The 16,590-nt window shown below is 59.0% G+C and carries 15 protein-coding genes; 7 read left to right on the top strand and 8 right to left on the bottom strand.

What is annotated here, in order from left to right; all coding sequences use genetic code 11:
* Nucleotides 1-18: 18 nt before the first annotated feature.
* Both ACVDG9_RS27515 and ACVDG9_RS27510 read left to right on the top strand, forming a co-directional pair.
* A complete protein-coding gene (locus ACVDG9_RS27515; RefSeq protein WP_447239524.1) occupies nt 19-1,521 on the top strand; it encodes a sugar ABC transporter ATP-binding protein in 1,503 nt (500 codons plus the stop codon).
* Between the two features lie 18 nt (nt 1,522-1,539).
* Entirely contained in the window at nt 1,540-2,550 is a 1,011-nt protein-coding gene (locus tag ACVDG9_RS27510; RefSeq protein WP_447239523.1) for an ABC transporter permease, read from the top strand.
* 74 nt (nt 2,551-2,624) lie between these two features.
* On the opposite strand, the gene ACVDG9_RS27505 is transcribed toward ACVDG9_RS27510, so the two are convergent.
* From ACVDG9_RS27505 to ACVDG9_RS27490, 4 genes are all read right to left on the bottom strand, one after another.
* On the bottom strand, nt 2,625-3,620 hold the full coding sequence (locus ACVDG9_RS27505; RefSeq protein WP_447239522.1) for a zinc-binding alcohol dehydrogenase family protein: 996 nt from the start codon (nt 3,618-3,620) through the stop codon (nt 2,625-2,627).
* Nucleotides 3,621-3,658: 38 nt separating this feature from the next.
* The gene (locus tag ACVDG9_RS27500; protein WP_023001508.1) at nt 3,659-4,450 is read right to left on the bottom strand and encodes an ATP-binding cassette domain-containing protein; all 792 of its coding nucleotides are present in this window, start codon (nt 4,448-4,450) and stop codon (nt 3,659-3,661) included.
* Nucleotides 4,451-4,525: 75 nt separating this feature from the next.
* Complete coding sequence (locus tag ACVDG9_RS27495) at nt 4,526-5,467, bottom strand: ABC transporter substrate-binding protein (RefSeq protein ID WP_023001507.1); 942 nt, start codon at nt 5,465-5,467, stop codon at nt 4,526-4,528.
* Between the two features lie 46 nt (nt 5,468-5,513).
* Complete coding sequence (locus ACVDG9_RS27490; protein ID WP_152507791.1) at nt 5,514-6,536, bottom strand: ABC transporter permease; 1,023 nt, start codon at nt 6,534-6,536, stop codon at nt 5,514-5,516.
* Nucleotides 6,537-6,674: 138 nt separating this feature from the next.
* Between ACVDG9_RS27490 and ACVDG9_RS27485 the strand changes: the two genes are divergently transcribed.
* The gene (locus ACVDG9_RS27485; RefSeq protein WP_023001505.1) at nt 6,675-7,577 is read left to right on the top strand and encodes a GntR family transcriptional regulator; all 903 of its coding nucleotides are present in this window, start codon (nt 6,675-6,677) and stop codon (nt 7,575-7,577) included.
* Here the strand turns inward: ACVDG9_RS27485 and ACVDG9_RS27480 are convergent.
* The 4 genes from ACVDG9_RS27480 to ACVDG9_RS27465 form a co-directional block, all read right to left on the bottom strand.
* Nucleotides 7,562-8,563 carry an aldo/keto reductase gene (locus ACVDG9_RS27480; protein WP_447239521.1) on the bottom strand — a complete coding sequence of 334 codons (1,002 nt, stop codon included), beginning with the start codon at nt 8,561-8,563 and terminating at the stop codon, nt 7,562-7,564. The two genes, ACVDG9_RS27485 and ACVDG9_RS27480, sit on opposite strands and share 16 nt — an antisense overlap.
* Entirely contained in the window at nt 8,560-9,681 is a 1,122-nt protein-coding gene (locus tag ACVDG9_RS27475; RefSeq protein WP_447239520.1) for a mannitol dehydrogenase family protein, read from the bottom strand. The genes ACVDG9_RS27480 and ACVDG9_RS27475 overlap by 4 nt, the downstream gene beginning before the upstream one ends.
* A 111-nt stretch (nt 9,682-9,792) precedes the next feature.
* Complete coding sequence (locus ACVDG9_RS27470; protein WP_447239610.1) at nt 9,793-10,881, bottom strand: ROK family transcriptional regulator; 1,089 nt, start codon at nt 10,879-10,881, stop codon at nt 9,793-9,795.
* Between the two features lie 69 nt (nt 10,882-10,950).
* Nucleotides 10,951-11,592, bottom strand: a complete 642-nt coding sequence (locus ACVDG9_RS27465; RefSeq protein WP_023001501.1) for an SGNH/GDSL hydrolase family protein — start codon at nt 11,590-11,592, stop codon at nt 10,951-10,953.
* Nucleotides 11,593-11,969: 377 nt separating this feature from the next.
* On the opposite strand from ACVDG9_RS27465, the gene ACVDG9_RS27460 reads away from it, so the two are divergent.
* From ACVDG9_RS27460 to ACVDG9_RS27445, 4 genes are all read left to right on the top strand, one after another.
* A complete protein-coding gene (locus ACVDG9_RS27460; protein ID WP_447239519.1) occupies nt 11,970-13,043 on the top strand; it encodes a substrate-binding domain-containing protein in 1,074 nt (357 codons plus the stop codon).
* A 98-nt stretch (nt 13,044-13,141) separates the two neighbouring features.
* Nucleotides 13,142-14,635 (top strand): sugar ABC transporter ATP-binding protein, encoded by a 1,494-nt coding sequence (locus ACVDG9_RS27455; RefSeq protein WP_447239518.1) that lies wholly within the window; start codon nt 13,142-13,144, stop codon nt 14,633-14,635.
* Nucleotides 14,636-14,660: 25 nt separating this feature from the next.
* Nucleotides 14,661-15,623, top strand: a complete 963-nt coding sequence (locus ACVDG9_RS27450; protein ID WP_152512205.1) for an ABC transporter permease — start codon at nt 14,661-14,663, stop codon at nt 15,621-15,623.
* A gap of 2 nt (nt 15,624-15,625) precedes the next feature.
* On the top strand, nt 15,626-16,582 hold the full coding sequence (locus ACVDG9_RS27445) for an ABC transporter permease (protein WP_023001496.1): 957 nt from the start codon (nt 15,626-15,628) through the stop codon (nt 16,580-16,582).
* The last annotated feature ends 8 nt before the right edge of the window (nt 16,583-16,590 follow it).

Here is a 16,590-nt window from a genome sequence, read left to right as displayed (position 1 = left end):
TATGGCGGAGCCAAAACCTTGATCCCCGGATTTGAGAAGATTTCCCTCGAACTCACACGGGTAACGAAAGTCTATCCGGGTGTCGTTGCCCTTCAGGATGTCGATTTGAGCATCAAGGGCGGAGAAATCGTTGGCCTGATCGGCGAAAACGGCGCCGGCAAGTCCACCTTGATGAAAGTGCTGGGTGGCGCGATCTCCCCTGACGGGGGCGATATCATCATAGACGGCGTCCAGTCCGGTGGACTGACCCCGGTCGAAGCTTCTGCGCTCGGCATTGCCTTCGTTCATCAGGAGCTCAATCCGTTTTCAAATCTTGACGTGACCGCAAACGTGCTTCTGGGCCGCGAAATCACATCCGGTCCGCTACGATTGCTCGACCGGCGCGCCATGGTGGCCAAGGTGGAACCTATTCTCGAGATGCTCGGTACGCGTTTCGGTGCCAGCGACTCCGTTGCGGACCTTTCGCTCGCAGATCAGCAATTGCTCGAAATTGCCCGCGCATTGTCGATGAATGCACGCCTGGTCATTCTCGATGAGCCGACGTCAAGTCTCACCTTGTCGGAAACCGACAGGCTGCTTCAGGTCATGCGGCAGCTGAAGGATCAGGGCGTTGCAATCCTGTTTATCAGCCATCGTCTGAGTGAAGTGGAAGACGTTGCAGACAGGGTTGTGTGCCTGCGCGATGGCAGAAACGCGGGCGCACTGGTCGGTGCCGGCATCCGCAAGGACAGAATGGTGCGGATGATGATCGGCAGGGATGTCGGTCAGTTCTATGAAAAAAAGCCCCACCAGTTGCGCGAGCCGGTGCTTGAGCTGCAGGGTGTGCGCACGTCGACCTTTCCCGGCTCACATGTCGACCTGACACTTCATGCCGGTGAGATCCTCGGAGTTGCCGGTTTGGTAGGTGCGGGCCGAACGGAACTTGCACGCGCCGTCTTCGGTGTGGAGCCGCTGGTTGATGGCACCATCCGGCTCAACGGCCGGGAATTGCAAACTCATTCAGTTCCAGAAGCGATTGCCGCGGGGCTGTCGTTGGTGCCGGAAAACAGAAAAGAGCAGGGCCTTCTTCTTGATTTTGCGATCTGCGCAAACATTTCCTTGCCCTGTCTCAACAAGCTGAGCCGCCGCGGTGTCGTTGACAGGGCGCGCGAAGCTACGCTGGCGGAAAGCTCGCGCGACCGGCTTTCCATCAAGACCAGCGCCATCACACGGGCCGCTGCTGAGTTGTCCGGCGGAAACCAGCAGAAGGTGGTGCTGGCGAAGTGGCTGGCGATGAAGCCGAAGGTTCTCATTTTCGACGAACCGACCAGAGGCATCGATGTGGGCGCGAAGGCGGAAGTCTATCACCTCATGCAGGCGCTCGCGGACGAAGGCGTCGGTATCCTGATGATCTCGAGCGACATGGAGGAAGTCATCGGGGTGTCGGATCGTGTCGCCGTCATGCGCAGGGGGCACGTGTCGGGGATCCTGGGTCGTGACGAACTGACGGAAGAAAACATACTCCGGCTGGCGGTCGGGTAAGGGAGTTGGGGAGACAGAATGCAAAAGAAGGATATCGGACTGGCGGTACTTGTTCTGGTGGTCGGGACAGTTGTCGCCCTGATCAATCCCCGGTTCTTGTCGCCGATCAACCTGGCGAACACGGCCAATCTCATTGGTCTTTTCGGGCTGTTTTCCCTTGCAGAAGCTTTCGTGATCGTGACGGCCGGTATCGAGTTGTCCGTCGGTTCTCTTATCGCGCTCCTTGGTGTCATCTTCGTCGATCTGATCGTTCAGCAGGGCGTTCCCTGGCCGGTTGCCTGCCTGATCGTTCTTCTGCTGGGAGCCTGTTTCGGTTTCATCCACGGCTGGCTGATCACCCGGTTGAAGCTTCAGCCTTTCATCGTCACCTTGTGCGGCCTCCTGATCTATCGCGGGGTCGCGCGGTTCTACACCAAGGACGGGACGGCAGGCTTTTCGTTCGGAGACAGTTTTCCGGTTCTGGAGTGGCTGATTTCGGGGCGGAGCGGCGGTGTCCCCCACTCCATCATCGCCTTCACCATTATAGCGGTGATCGCCTGGTTCGTGCTTCATCGCACCGTATTCGGCAGGCATCTTTTCGCTGTGGGCAAGAACGAGGAAGCAGCCCGCTACACCGGAATCAACACGAGACGGGTCATTGTTCTGGCCTATGTCATCTGCGCTGTTCTAACCGGTCTCTCGGCCATCTTCTTTGCCATGTATACCCGCTCCATCCACCCCGCATCCCACGGCAATTTTTATGAACTCTATGCAATTGCAGCCGCCGTTCTGGGAGGGTTTTCCCTAAGGGGAGGGGAGGGGTCCGTTGTCGGCGTCGTGTTGGGTGTCGTTCTGCTGCAGATGCTTCAGAATCTCGTCAATCTGCTCGGCATTCCCACATCGCTCAACTTTGCGGTTATGGGCAGCGTAATCCTGATCGGTGTCATCGCAGACAATCAGATCGCCAAACACAGGAACTCCCGACGCCAGGCAAGCGCACTTGCGACCATTGCACCGGCCAGCCGGGAGCCGCGTTCGGAAACGGTATGATGTCGCTTTTTCAATCTTGAGCGAGCACGGACCGGGCAGGCCTGCTGGTGGGCTGCCTGATCCGACAAGGGGGCTTAGAGAGTGACGATCGCCTTGATCAAGGCTTCCCTGTCTGTCGCCAGCTCCTTGATCTTCGCCGGAAGATCCTCGAGGCGCACGGTCAGCGTGCACAGCGCGTCCGTGTCGACCCGGTCTGAGCGAATTGCCGACATGACGGTCTCGAAGTCTTCTCTCGTGGCGTTTCTGCTGCCGATGATCTGGGTTTCGCGCTTGTGAAACTCCGGGTCGCTGAAGCTGATGGTTTCCTTCACGACGCTCACCAGTACATAGCGGCTGCCATGCGCAAGAAGAGGAAAGCCGGCTTCGATGGCGGCCGCATTGCCTGTTGCATCGAAAATCACGTCGAAGCCGTCTTGCAGCGGACCTGACAGAATGTCGGTTCCGACGAGATGCGTGTTCTTGAAGCCGAATTTTTCCGTCGCCTGGGCCAGCCGCGTTTGGCTCATGTCCAGAAGATGAACTTCGGCTCCCGAAAGCCGGGCAAAGAGAGCTGTGCCGATGCCGATGGGACCGGCCCCGGTGACCAGAACCCTGTCGTCGGCAGATAACGCCGCCCGGCGAACGGCATGGGCCCCGATTGCAAGAAACTCCACCATCGCCGCCTGAAGTTCCGTCAAGCCGGTCGCCGGATAGAGATTTTGCTGGGGAACGGCTATGCGGGAACACATTCCGCCATCCCGGTGAACACCGAGAACCTCGATGCTGCTGCAGCAGTTCGGTTTGCCCTTCATGCAGGCCCGGCAGGCGTTGCACGAAAGATACGGGTTGACCACCACCAGTTCCCCGGCAGTCCACGGGCCGACACTTTCCGCGACCCTGCCGCTAAGCTCATGACCAATGACACGCGGGTAGTTCAGGAAAGGGTGCTTGCCTTCCAGAATGTGATAGTCGGTGCCGCAAATGCCGACGGCCTCGATGTCCACAAGCACCCAGCCGTCCGGCGCGTCCTCGGGCAGGGCCCGCGTTTCGAGCCTGAAGACACCCGGTTCGATGACGGTACCGCATACCATTGATCGGGCCACTGCCGGTGATTTAGTCTTTTCAATATTCATTGAACGGCTTTCCGGCTCCGGGGAGCCCAGTCGTGAGGAAGGTCGCCCTTGATGATAAGGCTGAGAACATCATCCTTGGTCACGTCTTCAATCCGGTGCGAGCCGACTTTACGGCCCTTGTTCATCACTATGACACGATCGCAGAGTTCGAACACGTCATGCATGTCGTGGCTCACCAGGAGGATGCCTATTCCTTCTTCGCGCAATTGTCTGATCAAGGCACCGACCATGGCCGTTTCCGAAGGGCCGAGAGCGGCTGTCGGCTCGTCCATGATCAGGATCTTGACGTCAAAATAGATCGCTCTGGCAATGGCAACAACCTGGCGCTGACCGCCCGAGAGGCTCGACACCGGATCGTTCAGGTTCTTGAAGTTCGGGTTGAGCCTTTTCAGAACGCGGACCGCCTCGGCCATCATCCGGCTGTCGTCCAGATTTCCGAACCTTGTTTTCAGTTCCCGGCCGAGAAACAGGTTGGCGGGTGCGTTCAGATGATCTGCAAGGGCAAGCGTCTGGTAGATGGTTTCGATGCCCAGATCGCGGGCGTCGTGGGGCGATTGAATGTCGGCGATTTCGCCATTGACGCGGATTGTCCCCTCATTGGGGATCATGGCCCCGGACAGGATGCGCATCAGACACGATTTGCCGGCGCCGTTGTGGCCGAGAACGCCAACGACTTCACCTGGATAAAGCTCCAGAGAAACACCGTTCACCGCCCTTATGCCGCCAAAGTGCTTTTCGATTGCCTCCATCTGCACCAGCGGTGCCGCGGATTGTGCATCTGGTTTCATATTCCGTGTCCCGATCGACGATTGAAAAGACCGGAAGCCTTTGAACAGAAAGGCTTCCGGCCGCGTTGTGGTGCGTTAGTAAAGGACGTTCTGAACGCTCGGATGATCGATGTTGTCCTTGGTCGCCAGGACGACGCCGGTATCGATGAAGTTCGGGACCTGTTCACCGTTCAAAAGCTTCAAAATGGTCTGAACGCCGATCTCGCCCATCTGGAACGAGCCTTGAACGGCAGTCGCGGCCAGGGTGCCATCACGGACGAAATCCTGAAGGTCGGTGTTGCCGTCAAAGCCGATTGCCGTGACTTTGCCGGCCTTGCCAGCTTGCGCCAGGGCCCGGCCCATGCCGATGGCTGTCGGTTCGTTGGCGCCAAAAATGCCGACGAGATCCGGGTTTGCCGCCAGAACGTCGGTGGTCTGGTTCAAGGCGGTGGCCATCTGCGACTGGGAGTAATAGGGGCCGACGATCTCGATCTTGGACTGATCCTCGATCCGCTTGACGAAGCAGCCGACGCGGCCAAGTTCGGAGCCAACACCCGCGACATAGGACATCACGGCAACCTTGCCCTCTGTCCCGACTTCCGAAATCATCTTGTCGGCAACCAGTTGACCAGCAGCGCAGTTATCGGTCGACAGGAATGACTGGTAAAATTCCTTGCCGTTGTCGGCGAGGCCGGAGTCGATGATGACGACGGGAATTTCGGATTCATACGCTTTCTTCACCGCCGGGATCAGGGCTTCCGGATCGGATGGTGCCAGGACAATTCCGGATACGCCGCGGTTGATGGCGTTCTCGACAAGGCTGACCTGATCGGCAACGGCCGATTCCGACGCCGGACCGTTGAAGGTCATCGTGTGGTCCGACTGGCCTTCGATGGCTGCGCTGGCGCCCTTGTTCACGTTCTGCCAGAAGTTGGAATTCGTCGTCTTGACAATGACCGCAATTTCTCCGGCCTGCGCGGCTGCTGCGGACAGCGCAAGGGCACTTGCCATCATCGCTGTGGTCAAAAGCTTCTTCATTTCATTCTCCTCCGTCTGAAGTTGCTCTGGAAATCGTCCGGCTTTCTCAGCGCCGGTTTCTGATCTGATCGACGTAGACCGCCAGAATGACGATGACCCCGATCACGATTTGCTGGATGAATGCGGACACGCCGGCCATGTTGAGGCCGTTCCGCAGAACGCCGATGATGGCTGCGCCGATCATCGTTCCGGAAATATTGCCGACGCCGCCCATGAGCGAAGCCCCGCCGATGACGGCCGCAGCGATCGCGTCGAGCTCGTACATGACGCCTTCGTTCGGCTGAACCGTCACGAGACGGGACATCAGGACGTTGCCCGCGAGCCCTGCAAGAGCTCCTGAAAGGACGTAGGCAAAGATCTTGGTGCGATCGACCAGGACACCGGAGAGGCGCGCGGCTTCCTCGTTCGAACCTGTGGCATAGATATGCCGGCCGATCTGGCGGCGCCTGAGTAGATAGGCTGCGGCAAGCGCGACAACCGCGAGCAGAATGACCGGATAGGGAATTCCGGGGAAGACGACTTTCGGGAAGATGCCGCCGGTTTTCTCCACGATGCGGAACAAGGAGCCATTGCCCAGAAGACCGAAACTTTCGCCCAGACGCGAAATCGGCGCTGCGCCCGTCAGCTGGAGGGCAACGCCTCGGGCGATCAGCATCATGCCGAGCGTTGCCACGAACGGGGTGATCCGCATTTTGGTAATGACGAAGCCGTTGACGAAACCGCAAGCGGCGCCGGCCATCACGCCGATCGCCATGGCGGGACCGACCGGCACGCCTGCCTTGATGCTCAATCCGGTGATGGTTCCAGAAAGGGCAAGCACAGAGCCGACGCTCAGGTCGATGCCGCCGGTAATGATGACCATCGTCATCCCGATGCCCAGCAAGCCGATGACGGACGTCTGCAGCAGCACAGTCAGGCCGTTGTTGATGGAGAAAAAGGCCGCGTTTCCGAAGGAGAACGCGAAGATCAGCAGGGCAAGGGTCAGGAGCGCCGATAACTTGTGAAAGGAACCGGCAGACAGTTTGAAGGTCCAGGAAGCAGGCTCTGCGCCTCGATCAAGATCCGCCATAAATCCTCCCGGGCCGGATATTGAATAAAATAATTAAAAACAATATGAGGTCAGGTAATGCGACGCGTCAACAGTTTTTTATTTTTTAATACAAACAATCGGAATTGTTCAGCGTTTTGGATATGTTAGGTTGCTGCCATGGCAAGAACGGACGAACGATTCAGGCGCGCATACAACAGGTTGCTGGACATCTGCAGCACCATGGCGATTGGCGACGAGTTGCCCGCCGAGACCGCGCTTGCGGACAAGATGGAAGTCAGCAGAACCATCGTACGTACCGCATTGCAAAAGCTGGACAGCGATAATCTCATTCGCTGGGAAGGCCGTACCAAGACGTTGATCCGGAAACCTCAGGCGGAGCACCGCCTGGTTCCTGCCGAAAGTTCCCTGTCCACGGAGGAACTGGAGCACAGGTTCTTTGAATGGATCCTGCGTTTCGACGTTCCGGCGGGGACGTCGCTCAACGTGGCGCAACTGTCGCGGCAATTCGGTGTTCCCGTCCACAACCTTCAGGAATTTCTGGCCGGACTGAGCCGTCTCGGTCTTGTGGAGCGCCGTCCAAGAGGAGGCTGGTCGCTCCTTGGGTTCACGTCGGAATTTGCGGTTGAACTGTCAGAGTTTCGAATGGTGCTCGAGCTGAATGCGGTGCGGCAGCTGCTGACCCTTCCGCCCGAGCACGAGATCTGGAAAAAGCTCAAGGCCTTGAAGCGCGAACATGAGGACCTGAAGTCGGTCCTTGAGGAGCGGTATCACGACTTTTCCCTGCTGGACGAAAAGTTTCATTCAGCCGTCAACAGCGTGGTCAAAAACCGGTTTGTTCTCGAGGCACAGAAGCTCATCAAGCTGATCTTCAACTACCACTACATGTGGGACAAACGCGATGAGCTGGAACGCAATGCGGCCGCGATCGAGGAGCATCTCGAATGGATCGACGCGATGCTCGACAAGGACGGCGCAAGGTCGGAAGCCGCGGCGCTAAAGCATCTGCGGAGATCGAAGGAAACGCTTCTGCAGTCGCTGCGGGTTCACAAGTTCGCCTGAAGGCCCTCTTGCGCAGGGGTGCCAAACACTCTTGAAAAGCTGACGGGCAGTGCTTCCGCGAGGCAGTCTAGATTGCGCTTCAGGGATGAGGCCTTCGATGTGCCGAGCAGAACAGAGGCGACACCGGGATAGCTGTGGGCGAAGTGAAGGGCCGCGCTGGCAAGCGGAAGTCCCAGTGTCGCGGCCTGTTCCTTGAGCGCGGTCACCTTTGCCAGGATTTCCGCTGGCGCGGGTGCGTAATCGAACCAGGCGCCCTCAACCGGTCCCGTTGCCAGAATTCCGGAATTGAAGATCCCGCCGAGAACCAGACTTGTGCCTTTTTCCCGGCACCGCCCGACGAGTTGGTCTTCGGCTTCCCGGTCGAGCAGGGTCAGGCGTCCCGCAAGCAGAATGGCGTCCAGGTCGGTCTCGTTCAGAAGATCGAGACAAACCCGGGTTTCATTCACGCCGAGGCCGAAGGCGCGGATTTTTCCCCTGTCTTTCAATCTTTGCAACCGGTCGAGCCCGGTCGCCAGCAAGTCCCGCATATGTGTTTCGTTTGAAGCACCATGGGTGTAGGTGCCGATGTCGTGGATGTAGACGATATCGACATGGCGCGTCTGCAGCCGCTCGAAACTGCCTTCCAGCGACGCTTCAATGCCGTCACCGGAATAGTCGTAGCTAACAGCGTTCGGAAGCGGGTCGAAAAAACCGTCGGCCTCCTTCAGGGGAGTTCCCGGTGACAGAACGCGCCCAACCTTGGTGGACAGGACGTAGTCCTCCCGCCGCCTGGATTTCAGGAACCGGCCTAGCCGCTCTTCCGACCGGCCACGGCCATAATGAGGTGCGGTGTCGAAGTACCGGATCCCGGCGTCCCAGGCAGACTGGAGAACCTCGTTTGCCTCTGGATCCGGCACTGCCCGACCCATGTTTCCGATGGCGGAGGCTCCGAAGGAGATATCCGTTACCAGAACACTTGTGTTTCCGATCTGTCTGCGTGCCCTCATGAGCGTGCTGTCTCGGCACCAGCCGCCACTGCATCCAGCCGGGGCATCTGAAGTGACGCGTCGGCTTTCCGTGCCCAGGACAGGAAAGATGAAATACGTCGGTCTATCTTTTCCCCGTGGTTCTGTGCGATGTCGGCAAGCTTGTGGTCCAGAAACGGGTTCTTGAACCTGTCGATTGTCGTGGCGGCATAGGCTTCCGCTTCGTTCTTGCGGCCATGAGCCTCGAAGGCAGGGATGACTTCGCGTCGATAGAGATCTGTAAGGTCGGGGCCATAGTCGGGACTGTCAATCAGTTCCCGGACAAACTGCAGGGACGAACCGCCTGCAGCCAGCCATCGTGACACCAGGTAGGTGTGTCCAAGGTTCAGGATGAAAAGCTTCAGGGTTTCGACCTGTTCCAGATCCTCGACCACCTGAACGCATGGGTGCACGCAGGGCAGAATGAGGCCGGGTTGTTTCTCTATTGCCCAAAGCGCATAGGGTTCGGCCACTGCTCCGGCGGGTTCCAACGGCTCGGAGACGATCCTGTCGACCAGGGAATTCACCCAGGTCACGTTTGAGCGGAGCCAGTCTGCAAATTCAGGCGGGTAAAGAGCCGCAATGGAAAGGACAAGATCTCTCAGAACATTGCCGTTTTCGGGTATGAGTTCGGCCGGCATGACCTGCACCGGAGCGCCGCCCATGCCGAACCTTTGGTAGAGGAACCACGTCAACTTGGCCGGATAGGACATGTCGATGGAAAAGTCGGTGCTCTTGTCTGCCTCACTTGGCCGATAGCCCGCATCAGCGGTGTTGGAGAGGATAATCCTTGCTTCGCCGGCCACGGCTTTCGCGACCTCGGCAAGGTCTTCCGGCAAGGACAAGGCACGTTTGATGCTGCTGACGGTCTTGCTTGTGTCCACCAGGGTGCCGTTGTCGATGCCCTTGATCCGGACTTCGTAGCCGGCAGGGTCTGCAAGCGCCTTCAGGCGATGTGCCCGGGACGCGTCGCCACTGGTTTGAACCACCGTGATCGGTCCGGCGACCTGCCCTTCGGCAATGGCTTCGGAAACGAATAGATCCGCATGCGCTTGCAGGAAGCGGCTGGTCCCGAATTGAACGATCGTTGACGTCGACATGGCTCTCTCCCGAATGATTTTATGTTTATTATTATTATGAACATTTTAAATCAAGCAATTTCCGACCGCGGATAAGATCAGGCGGTTGTCGGGGGTATAGACATCAGCGGGTCAGTTTCCGCTGACCATGAACCTGGAACTGAACGGCAGACTGGCAGCGCCGATCGCCTTCGGCGCCGGCACGATGTTGCCTGCGATTGCCTTGATCTGCGGGGCTGCTGCTTCCAGTTTCCGGCAGATGTCCTGGCAAATGCTTTCAGGCGCATAAGACGACAGGATGACTGTTTCGATTTCCACGAATTGACCGACCCCATGCAGGGAGGCGCGCATCTGGGCAATCAGCCGTTCTTCCCAATCACTCACCAGAGCACCGTAGTCTGGCCAGGATCCTGAACGGTCCCAGAGCGGGTCGACTTCCTTGCCCTGTGCCGACAGGTCCCTCTCCAGTGCCGCAATGCCGACATCGAAGCTGACTTCGGAATTGCCGTTGTAGATCTGGTGATTGAGGACAAGGCGGCCGTGCAGGTCGGCGCCGAGGTAGAAGAACATATAGTCCGAAAGTGTCTTGGCAGTGCCGAACATGCTCTCACCGCTGGCCGCTGCGGTGATGTCGTTCTGGACAAAAACGGCAATGCCGAGCTGTTCCTCGATCTCCGCCTGCAAGGCCTTGAAATAGGCTTCTTCGTCCATGCCGCCCGACAGTCGGCGGGGCAGGGCAAGACCGACGCCAGCCAGGCGTTCGCGTTCCGCATCCGGCAGCAGCTTCACCGCGCTCGCAATCGTCTCCAGAAATTCCGAATGGTTGCTGCCATGGGCAAGCTGCGGATTGGGCAAAGTCTTGTGAAAGCGGATCTTGCCGACAAAATCGATGAGAACGATATCGGTGTGCCGGTTGCCGACGCTGATCCCGATGGAATAGGCCCCTTCGGGGTTGAGGGTCAGCGGCACGGTTGGCGGGCCGACACGGCCCTTTTGCGCTTCCCCCTTCGCCACCAGTCCTTCCTGCTCCAGCGACCTGACGAGAACGGACACGGTCTGCGCCGAAAGGCCCGTCTGTTCGCCGATCTCCAGCCGTGTCGTCGAGGAGTTCTGCAGAAGCAGCGAAAGCACCAGGCGCTCGTTGTAGCTTCGCACACTGACGGCATTCAGGCCTGATGCACGGTCGGCTATGCGCAGCGGATTGGGCGGAGCAAATCTCATGTCAGGCATGGAAGGCCCTCCGTTGCCGTGCCGGATAAATTCCTGACGGCAGCTGTGCGCGCAGCGAACTCATTTCCACCCGATCGCCTCCACTTCCCGCGCCAGGGCGACACCGAGATTCTCATGTGCCTGAGCGTTGATGTGGAACCCGTCCAGCGGATCACAGGTCGAGACGGACCCCGCGTCGAAGAAATGCACCTCAAGCGAATCCGACATGATCTCGAACTGAAGGGCAAGTTCATGAGACTTCTGCTGGGCGGCCTTGAAGATGTTCTCCCATTCCTTGATGTCGTCCAGCATCGGCGGCGGCGAGACCACCATGATCTCGGGCACCGTTCCGTCAGGGCCGGGCGAGAGTTCCTTGATGTCGTGGATCAGGCAGCCGATGCCCATTGCCACTTCCGACGCCGGCTGGCCAAACCGGGCCTTCAGGTCGTTCGTGCCCAGCATTATGATGACAAGGTCCAGAGGAGCATGGCTCATGAGGCAGGGTCGCAGATAGGTGCGGCCATTCTTCAGCGCGCCTTCGATAGGGTCGTCATGCACCGTTGTCCGACCGCTGAGGCCTTCCTCGATGATGTGCCAGCCCTTGCCGAGTTCACGCGCAAGCACACCCGGCCACCGCTGCAGCAGAGTGTAGCGATCCAGTGGTGTCCCCCCTGGAATTTGTCCGTGCGTGTTCGAGTCGCCGTAACACAAGATCGTGCGCATGCTGGCAGCGTCCTGATTTAGTTATTGAAAACAGTCGGTTGTCCCGAAGGTTGGCCGAAACCTCTGTTGCCATACATTGCATCGCTCGCGGGATCTGACAAGCTTTCCAATTAATCATTCAATATGAATAACTATTGACAGGCAAGTCCTGCCGTGATTTTTAACGGACCTGGGAGGAGGTCCCACCCATCGCAGTTGCGTTCACCCGCCGCCGGAATGCGTTTCGGCGAACGGCATCGCCTTGTCTGCCGGCCGGCACCCGTTGTCGCTGCCGGAACGGCTGACCTGTGCGTAGAGGAAGGCTGTTCGCCGAGGTCAGGCGCTCGGCAGTCTTCCTGCAAGCAGATCAAAAGCCTGACCCTGGAGGAGGAATTTCGATGACATATTTCAAACCTGCCACTCTGGCGGGCTGTCTGGCGGTCGCCATCTCGTCATACCCTGCATTCGCGCAAGACACGTTTCTGATGGATGGCGTTACGGCCAGGGAAGGCGACAATCCGGTCGTCGAAGCGGGCAAATACAAGAAGGATTGCCCCTGGACCATCGGCATGAGCCACTTTGGGGTGAACGCCAATACATGGACCGTTCAGGTGGCACATGAGTCCGAAGCGGCTGCTGCCAAGAACGACTGCATCACCAAGTTCATCCTGCTCGACGCTGGTTTCGACCAGAAAAAGCAGGTGGCCGATATCGAGGATCTGGTTGCACAGAACGTCGATGCGATCATCGTTCAGCCTGTAACGTCAACGTCTGCGGATGCGTCGATCGCCAAGGCCGTGGCAGCCGGCATTCCGGTTATCCTGCACACCGGCCGTATCGAGAGCGATGCCTATACGACCGAGATCCAGGGCGGCGCCGAACACTTCGGCAAGGTGATGGGCGACTGGCTTGTCAACGAGGTTGGCGCCGACGGCAAGATCTGGGTTCTGCGCGGTCTCGCCGGACACCCGGAAGACACCAACCGTTACAACGGCTTGCTGCAGTCTCTTGAAGGCACGAATGTCGAAGTCATCGCCGAGGAACATGGCGACTGGCAGTACGACAAGGCCAAGAACCTGTGTGAGACGCTTTATCTGAACAACCCGTCTGTCGACGGAATCTGGTCTTCCGGTGCCGACATGACCCGTGCCTGTGTTGACGTGTTCAAGCAGTTCGGCGCTGAAATTCCGCCGATTTCCGGCGAAGGCAACAACGGCTTTTTCGGTCAGTGGATCCGGGACGGATTTAAATCCGTGTCTGCGGAATACGCGCCTGCCCAGGGGGCTGCCGGTGTGCGTGCTGCTGTCGCCCTGCTGGAAGGCAAGGAGCTGAAGAAGCACTACGACTACAACCCGGCAGGCTGGGACGTCGACAAGGCCAAGCAATATTACCGCGAGGACCTGTCCGCCAACGTCTGGTGGCCAACCGAGCTGCCGGAGGAAAAGCTGCAGGAGCTCTACGGCAAGAAATAGCCTCCTCCCGAGGCCGGACGGCCAGCCGGTGCTGCAGTTCCGCGCACCGGCTGGTCACCGACAGCAAAGATCCAGAATATGATCCGGGGGAGAAGGCAATGACTTGCCTCGTTGAAATGTCGAACATTTCCAAATCGTTCGGCGGAAGCAAAGCAGTCGACGGTGTGTCACTCAAGCTCATGCCCGGCACGGTCCATGCCCTGATGGGTGAGAACGGTGCCGGCAAGTCGACGCTGATGAAGATCCTGGCCGGTGTCCACCAGCCCGACAGCGGGGAGATCTTCCGCAAGGGGCGGAAAGCTGGTTTCGAGACGCCGAGGGAAGCTCTTGAAGCAGGCATATCGACCGTGTTTCAGGAGCTGTCTCTGCTCGCCAACCTGACGATTGCGGAAAACATGTTCCTTGGCCGCGAGCCGGTAACAGCATTCGGAACGGTCGACAGGGCAAGGATGGGGCGCGAAACCCGCAAGGCCCTTGCCGCATTGGGGCTGGAGTTGAACCCCGATATTCTGGTTTCCGAGCTGTCGATTGCGGAGCGCCAGTTCGTTGAAATTGCCCATGGCATCAAGGCGGATGCCTCGGTGTTCATTCTGGACGAACCGACAGCCGCGCTGAATGCAGCCGATGTTGAGGTGATGAATGCGCAGATCAGGCGCTTGCGCGATGAAGGCAAGGCGATTGTCTATATTTCGCACCGCATGGACGAGATATTCGGCATCTGCGACACGGTGACGGTTCTCAAGGACGGCAAGCTGGTCGCAACGCGGCCCCTGAGCGGCATGACGCCGGACAGCCTCATTGCCCTGATGGTCGGCCGCGAACTGCAGGACCTCTTTCCCGCACGCGGAAAAGCGTCAACAGAAACCGTCCTCGACCTTGAAGACTTCAGGATCGATCCGGGCAGCACACCGCTGTCCCTTCATGTCAACAAGGGCGAGATCGTCGCCCTTGCTGGACTGGAAGGGCAGGGACAACAGCAATTGTTGAGATCGCTCGCAGGGCTTTACCCGGCTTCGACAGGCACCGCGTCCATCAAGGGCAAGACCTTGCCGCTCCCCGCGCCGAAAGCATCCGGCATCCGGCAGCTCCAGGCGAGGAAAGTCGGCTTCGTTCCCGAAGACCGGAAGGAAGAGGGTCTCTTCCTGGGGCTTTCCATCGCACACAACATTGCCGTCGGTCTGTCTTCCGTGCATGGCGAACTCTCCATCGCGCACGACTATCGCAAGGCGATTGCCGAGACGATGGCCAGCATGAACATCAAGGCGTCCGGTCCATCCGCACCGGTCGGCACGCTTTCGGGTGGCAACCAGCAGAAGGTGCTCCTGGGGCGCTACCTTGCGGCCGGTCTTGATCTGCTGCTCATCGAAGAACCGACCCGGGGCGTCGATATCGGGGCGAAGGCGGAAATCTACAAGCTGTTGCGCAGCTTTGCGGACGAGGGTGGCGCAGTTCTGGTTCTTTCCCGCGAGACAATTGAGCTCATCGGTCTGTGCGACCGCATTTATGTCGTCCATGGCAAGGCCATTGTCGCGGAGCTGCCCGCCGAGACCGCAACGGAGCACCAGATCCTGAACGCTGCCTTGAGCGCCTGACCCTGCCCACAAGATTGAAGTGATCATGACACAAGCATTTCTCGCGAGATTGACGCAGCCGAAAGGCCGGCAGGGTTTGTGGATGCTGCCCTTGCTGATCGCCATCGCCATCAGCGTTTATCTCGGTCTTCGCACCGACCAGTTCCTCGGTTCTGAAAACCTCTTCAACCTGATTGCCCAGGCGATGCCGCTGGTCATCACGGCCATTGGCCAGATGTTTGTGGTCGTGGTGGGCGGCCTCGATCTGTCGGTGGGTTCCCTCATCAGCTTCACGACGGCCATTCTGGCGCTTGATGCGCCGGGCTACGTGACGATACCGGCGGTTTTCCTGTTCGCGGTATTGGTTGGCCTCAGCAACGGCCTTGTGATCACCCGGCTGAATGTCCACCCGATCATCGCAACGCTGGCAATGCAGTATGTCATTCTGGGCATCACGCGCATCCTGCGTCCGGTTTCCGGAGGCACCGTGCCGGATATCGTCATCCAGTCGGTCGGCGGCACGTTTCTCGGAGTGCCGATGCCGGTGTTCTGGGGTGTCGCGGTGGTTCTGGTGGCCTGGAAATTGCTGCATGGATCGCGCTTCGGCCTGCATCTGTTCGCGATCGGCGGCGGAGTTGCAAACGGCACGCCGGATGCTGCGCGAAATTTCGGCGTTCCGGATCGTCGAAACATCCTGCTCGCCTATGTCGCCTGTTCGTGTTTTGCGGCCCTTGCCGGTGTCTTCCTGGCCGGCCGGATTGTTTCGGGCGATCCCAATGTCGGTCTCTTGTTCGAACTGGATGCGATTACCGCCGTCGCCGTCGGCGGAACACAGCTCTCCGGCGGTATCGGCAGCCTGCAGGGCACGGTGATCGGGGCACTGGTTCTGGCGCTCCTGTCCAACGGCATGAACCTCACCAACGTGTCGCCCTTCATCCAGACCGCGATCAAGGGCGGTCTCCTGCTCCTGGTCGTGGGGCTCCAGACCCGCAAGAAGATAGGGCTTTGATCATGTCTGCGATCGTGAAGCATCCTTTCCTGCAGCGCCTGCTGCGTGTTCCGCCGGCATACTACGTGTTCGCCATCCTGCTGATCACGCTCTGGATCGCCAGACCGCACATGCTCAACGCCAATATCATGGGCATCTTCATTCGCCAGGTTGCGCCGCTCGGTGTGCTGGTTCTGGCTCAGTTGCTGGTGATGCGCGTGAAGAGCATCGACCTTTCCGGCGGCGGCATCATCCTGTTGGTCAACTACTTCATTTCCTCGGGCATCTTTCCCGGGGCGTCGATGCCGTTCTTCATCGGGCTTAGTCTGGCAACCGGTACCGCGATCGGTCTCTTCAACGGCTGGATGATCGGCAAGCGCCGGGTTTCTGCGGTTATCGTCACACTGGCGGTCAGCATCATCCTGGTCGGGTTCGTGCAGTATCTTTCAAGCGGCAAACCACCCGGCGACGTGCCGTCCTACCTGAACGACATCTACAACATCAAATGGGGCCCGGCCCCGGTTCCGGTGCTGTTCTGGTTCGCCCTGACCGTGGTGATGGCGTTGTTTCTCTCAAAGACGGTGTTCGGCAGATATGTCACTTCGGTCGGCGAGAACCCGGAAGCCGCGCATTTTTCAGGGGTACCGGTCGAGCGGACCGTCATTCTTGCCCATACGCTGGCCGGTTTCATCGCAGCGGTTGCGGCCCTGGTGCAAACCGCCTCCATCGCGGTCGGCAGTGTCCGGGTTGGTCTCGATCTGCCTATCCTGGCAGTGGCTGCAACCATTCTCGGCGGGGTCGTCTTCGGCCGGGGCGAAGGCGGGGTCTGGGGCCCGTTCTTCGGGGTCCTGTCCTTCGCCCTCCTGTTCGTGGTGATGACCACCTTCGGCATCGATGACCCGGGCAAGCTCATTGCCCAGGGGCTGATCATCCTGCTCGCCGCCATCTTCTACGGCATCAGAACGTCCAGATCCAATTGAGCCTTTCC

The organism is Roseibium sp. RP-7, assembly GCF_053005225.1.
The sequence above is the reverse complement of the archived record's forward strand: the minus strand, read 5'-3'. Positions and strand labels throughout refer to the sequence as shown.

What these genes read in the sequence shown, in the direction of transcription:
- ACVDG9_RS27495 (WP_023001507.1), bottom strand. Translation starts at nt 5,467, where the DNA reads ATGAAGAAGCTTTTGACCACAGCGATGATGGCAAGTGCCCTTGCGCTG.
- ACVDG9_RS27485 (WP_023001505.1), top strand. Translation starts at nt 6,675, where the DNA reads ATGGCAAGAACGGACGAACGATTCAGGCGCGCATACAACAGGTTGCTG.
- ACVDG9_RS27490 (WP_152507791.1), bottom strand. Translation starts at nt 6,536, where the DNA reads ATGGCGGATCTTGATCGAGGCGCAGAGCCTGCTTCCTGGACCTTCAAA.
- ACVDG9_RS27505 (WP_447239522.1), bottom strand. Translation starts at nt 3,620, where the DNA reads ATGGTATGCGGTACCGTCATCGAACCGGGTGTCTTCAGGCTCGAAACG.
- ACVDG9_RS27500 (WP_023001508.1), bottom strand. Translation starts at nt 4,450, where the DNA reads ATGAAACCAGATGCACAATCCGCGGCACCGCTGGTGCAGATGGAGGCA.
- ACVDG9_RS27450 (WP_152512205.1), top strand. Translation starts at nt 14,661, where the DNA reads ATGACACAAGCATTTCTCGCGAGATTGACGCAGCCGAAAGGCCGGCAG.
- ACVDG9_RS27480 (WP_447239521.1), bottom strand. Translation starts at nt 8,563, where the DNA reads ATGAGGGCACGCAGACAGATCGGAAACACAAGTGTTCTGGTAACGGAT.
- ACVDG9_RS27445 (WP_023001496.1), top strand. Translation starts at nt 15,626, where the DNA reads ATGTCTGCGATCGTGAAGCATCCTTTCCTGCAGCGCCTGCTGCGTGTT.
- ACVDG9_RS27475 (WP_447239520.1), bottom strand. Translation starts at nt 9,681, where the DNA reads ATGTCGACGTCAACGATCGTTCAATTCGGGACCAGCCGCTTCCTGCAA.
- ACVDG9_RS27470 (WP_447239610.1), bottom strand. Translation starts at nt 10,881, where the DNA reads ATGAGATTTGCTCCGCCCAATCCGCTGCGCATAGCCGACCGTGCATCA.
- ACVDG9_RS27455 (WP_447239518.1), top strand. Translation starts at nt 13,142, where the DNA reads ATGACTTGCCTCGTTGAAATGTCGAACATTTCCAAATCGTTCGGCGGA.
- ACVDG9_RS27465 (WP_023001501.1), bottom strand. Translation starts at nt 11,592, where the DNA reads ATGCGCACGATCTTGTGTTACGGCGACTCGAACACGCACGGACAAATT.
- ACVDG9_RS27460 (WP_447239519.1), top strand. Translation starts at nt 11,970, where the DNA reads ATGACATATTTCAAACCTGCCACTCTGGCGGGCTGTCTGGCGGTCGCC.
- ACVDG9_RS27510 (WP_447239523.1), top strand. Translation starts at nt 1,540, where the DNA reads ATGCAAAAGAAGGATATCGGACTGGCGGTACTTGTTCTGGTGGTCGGG.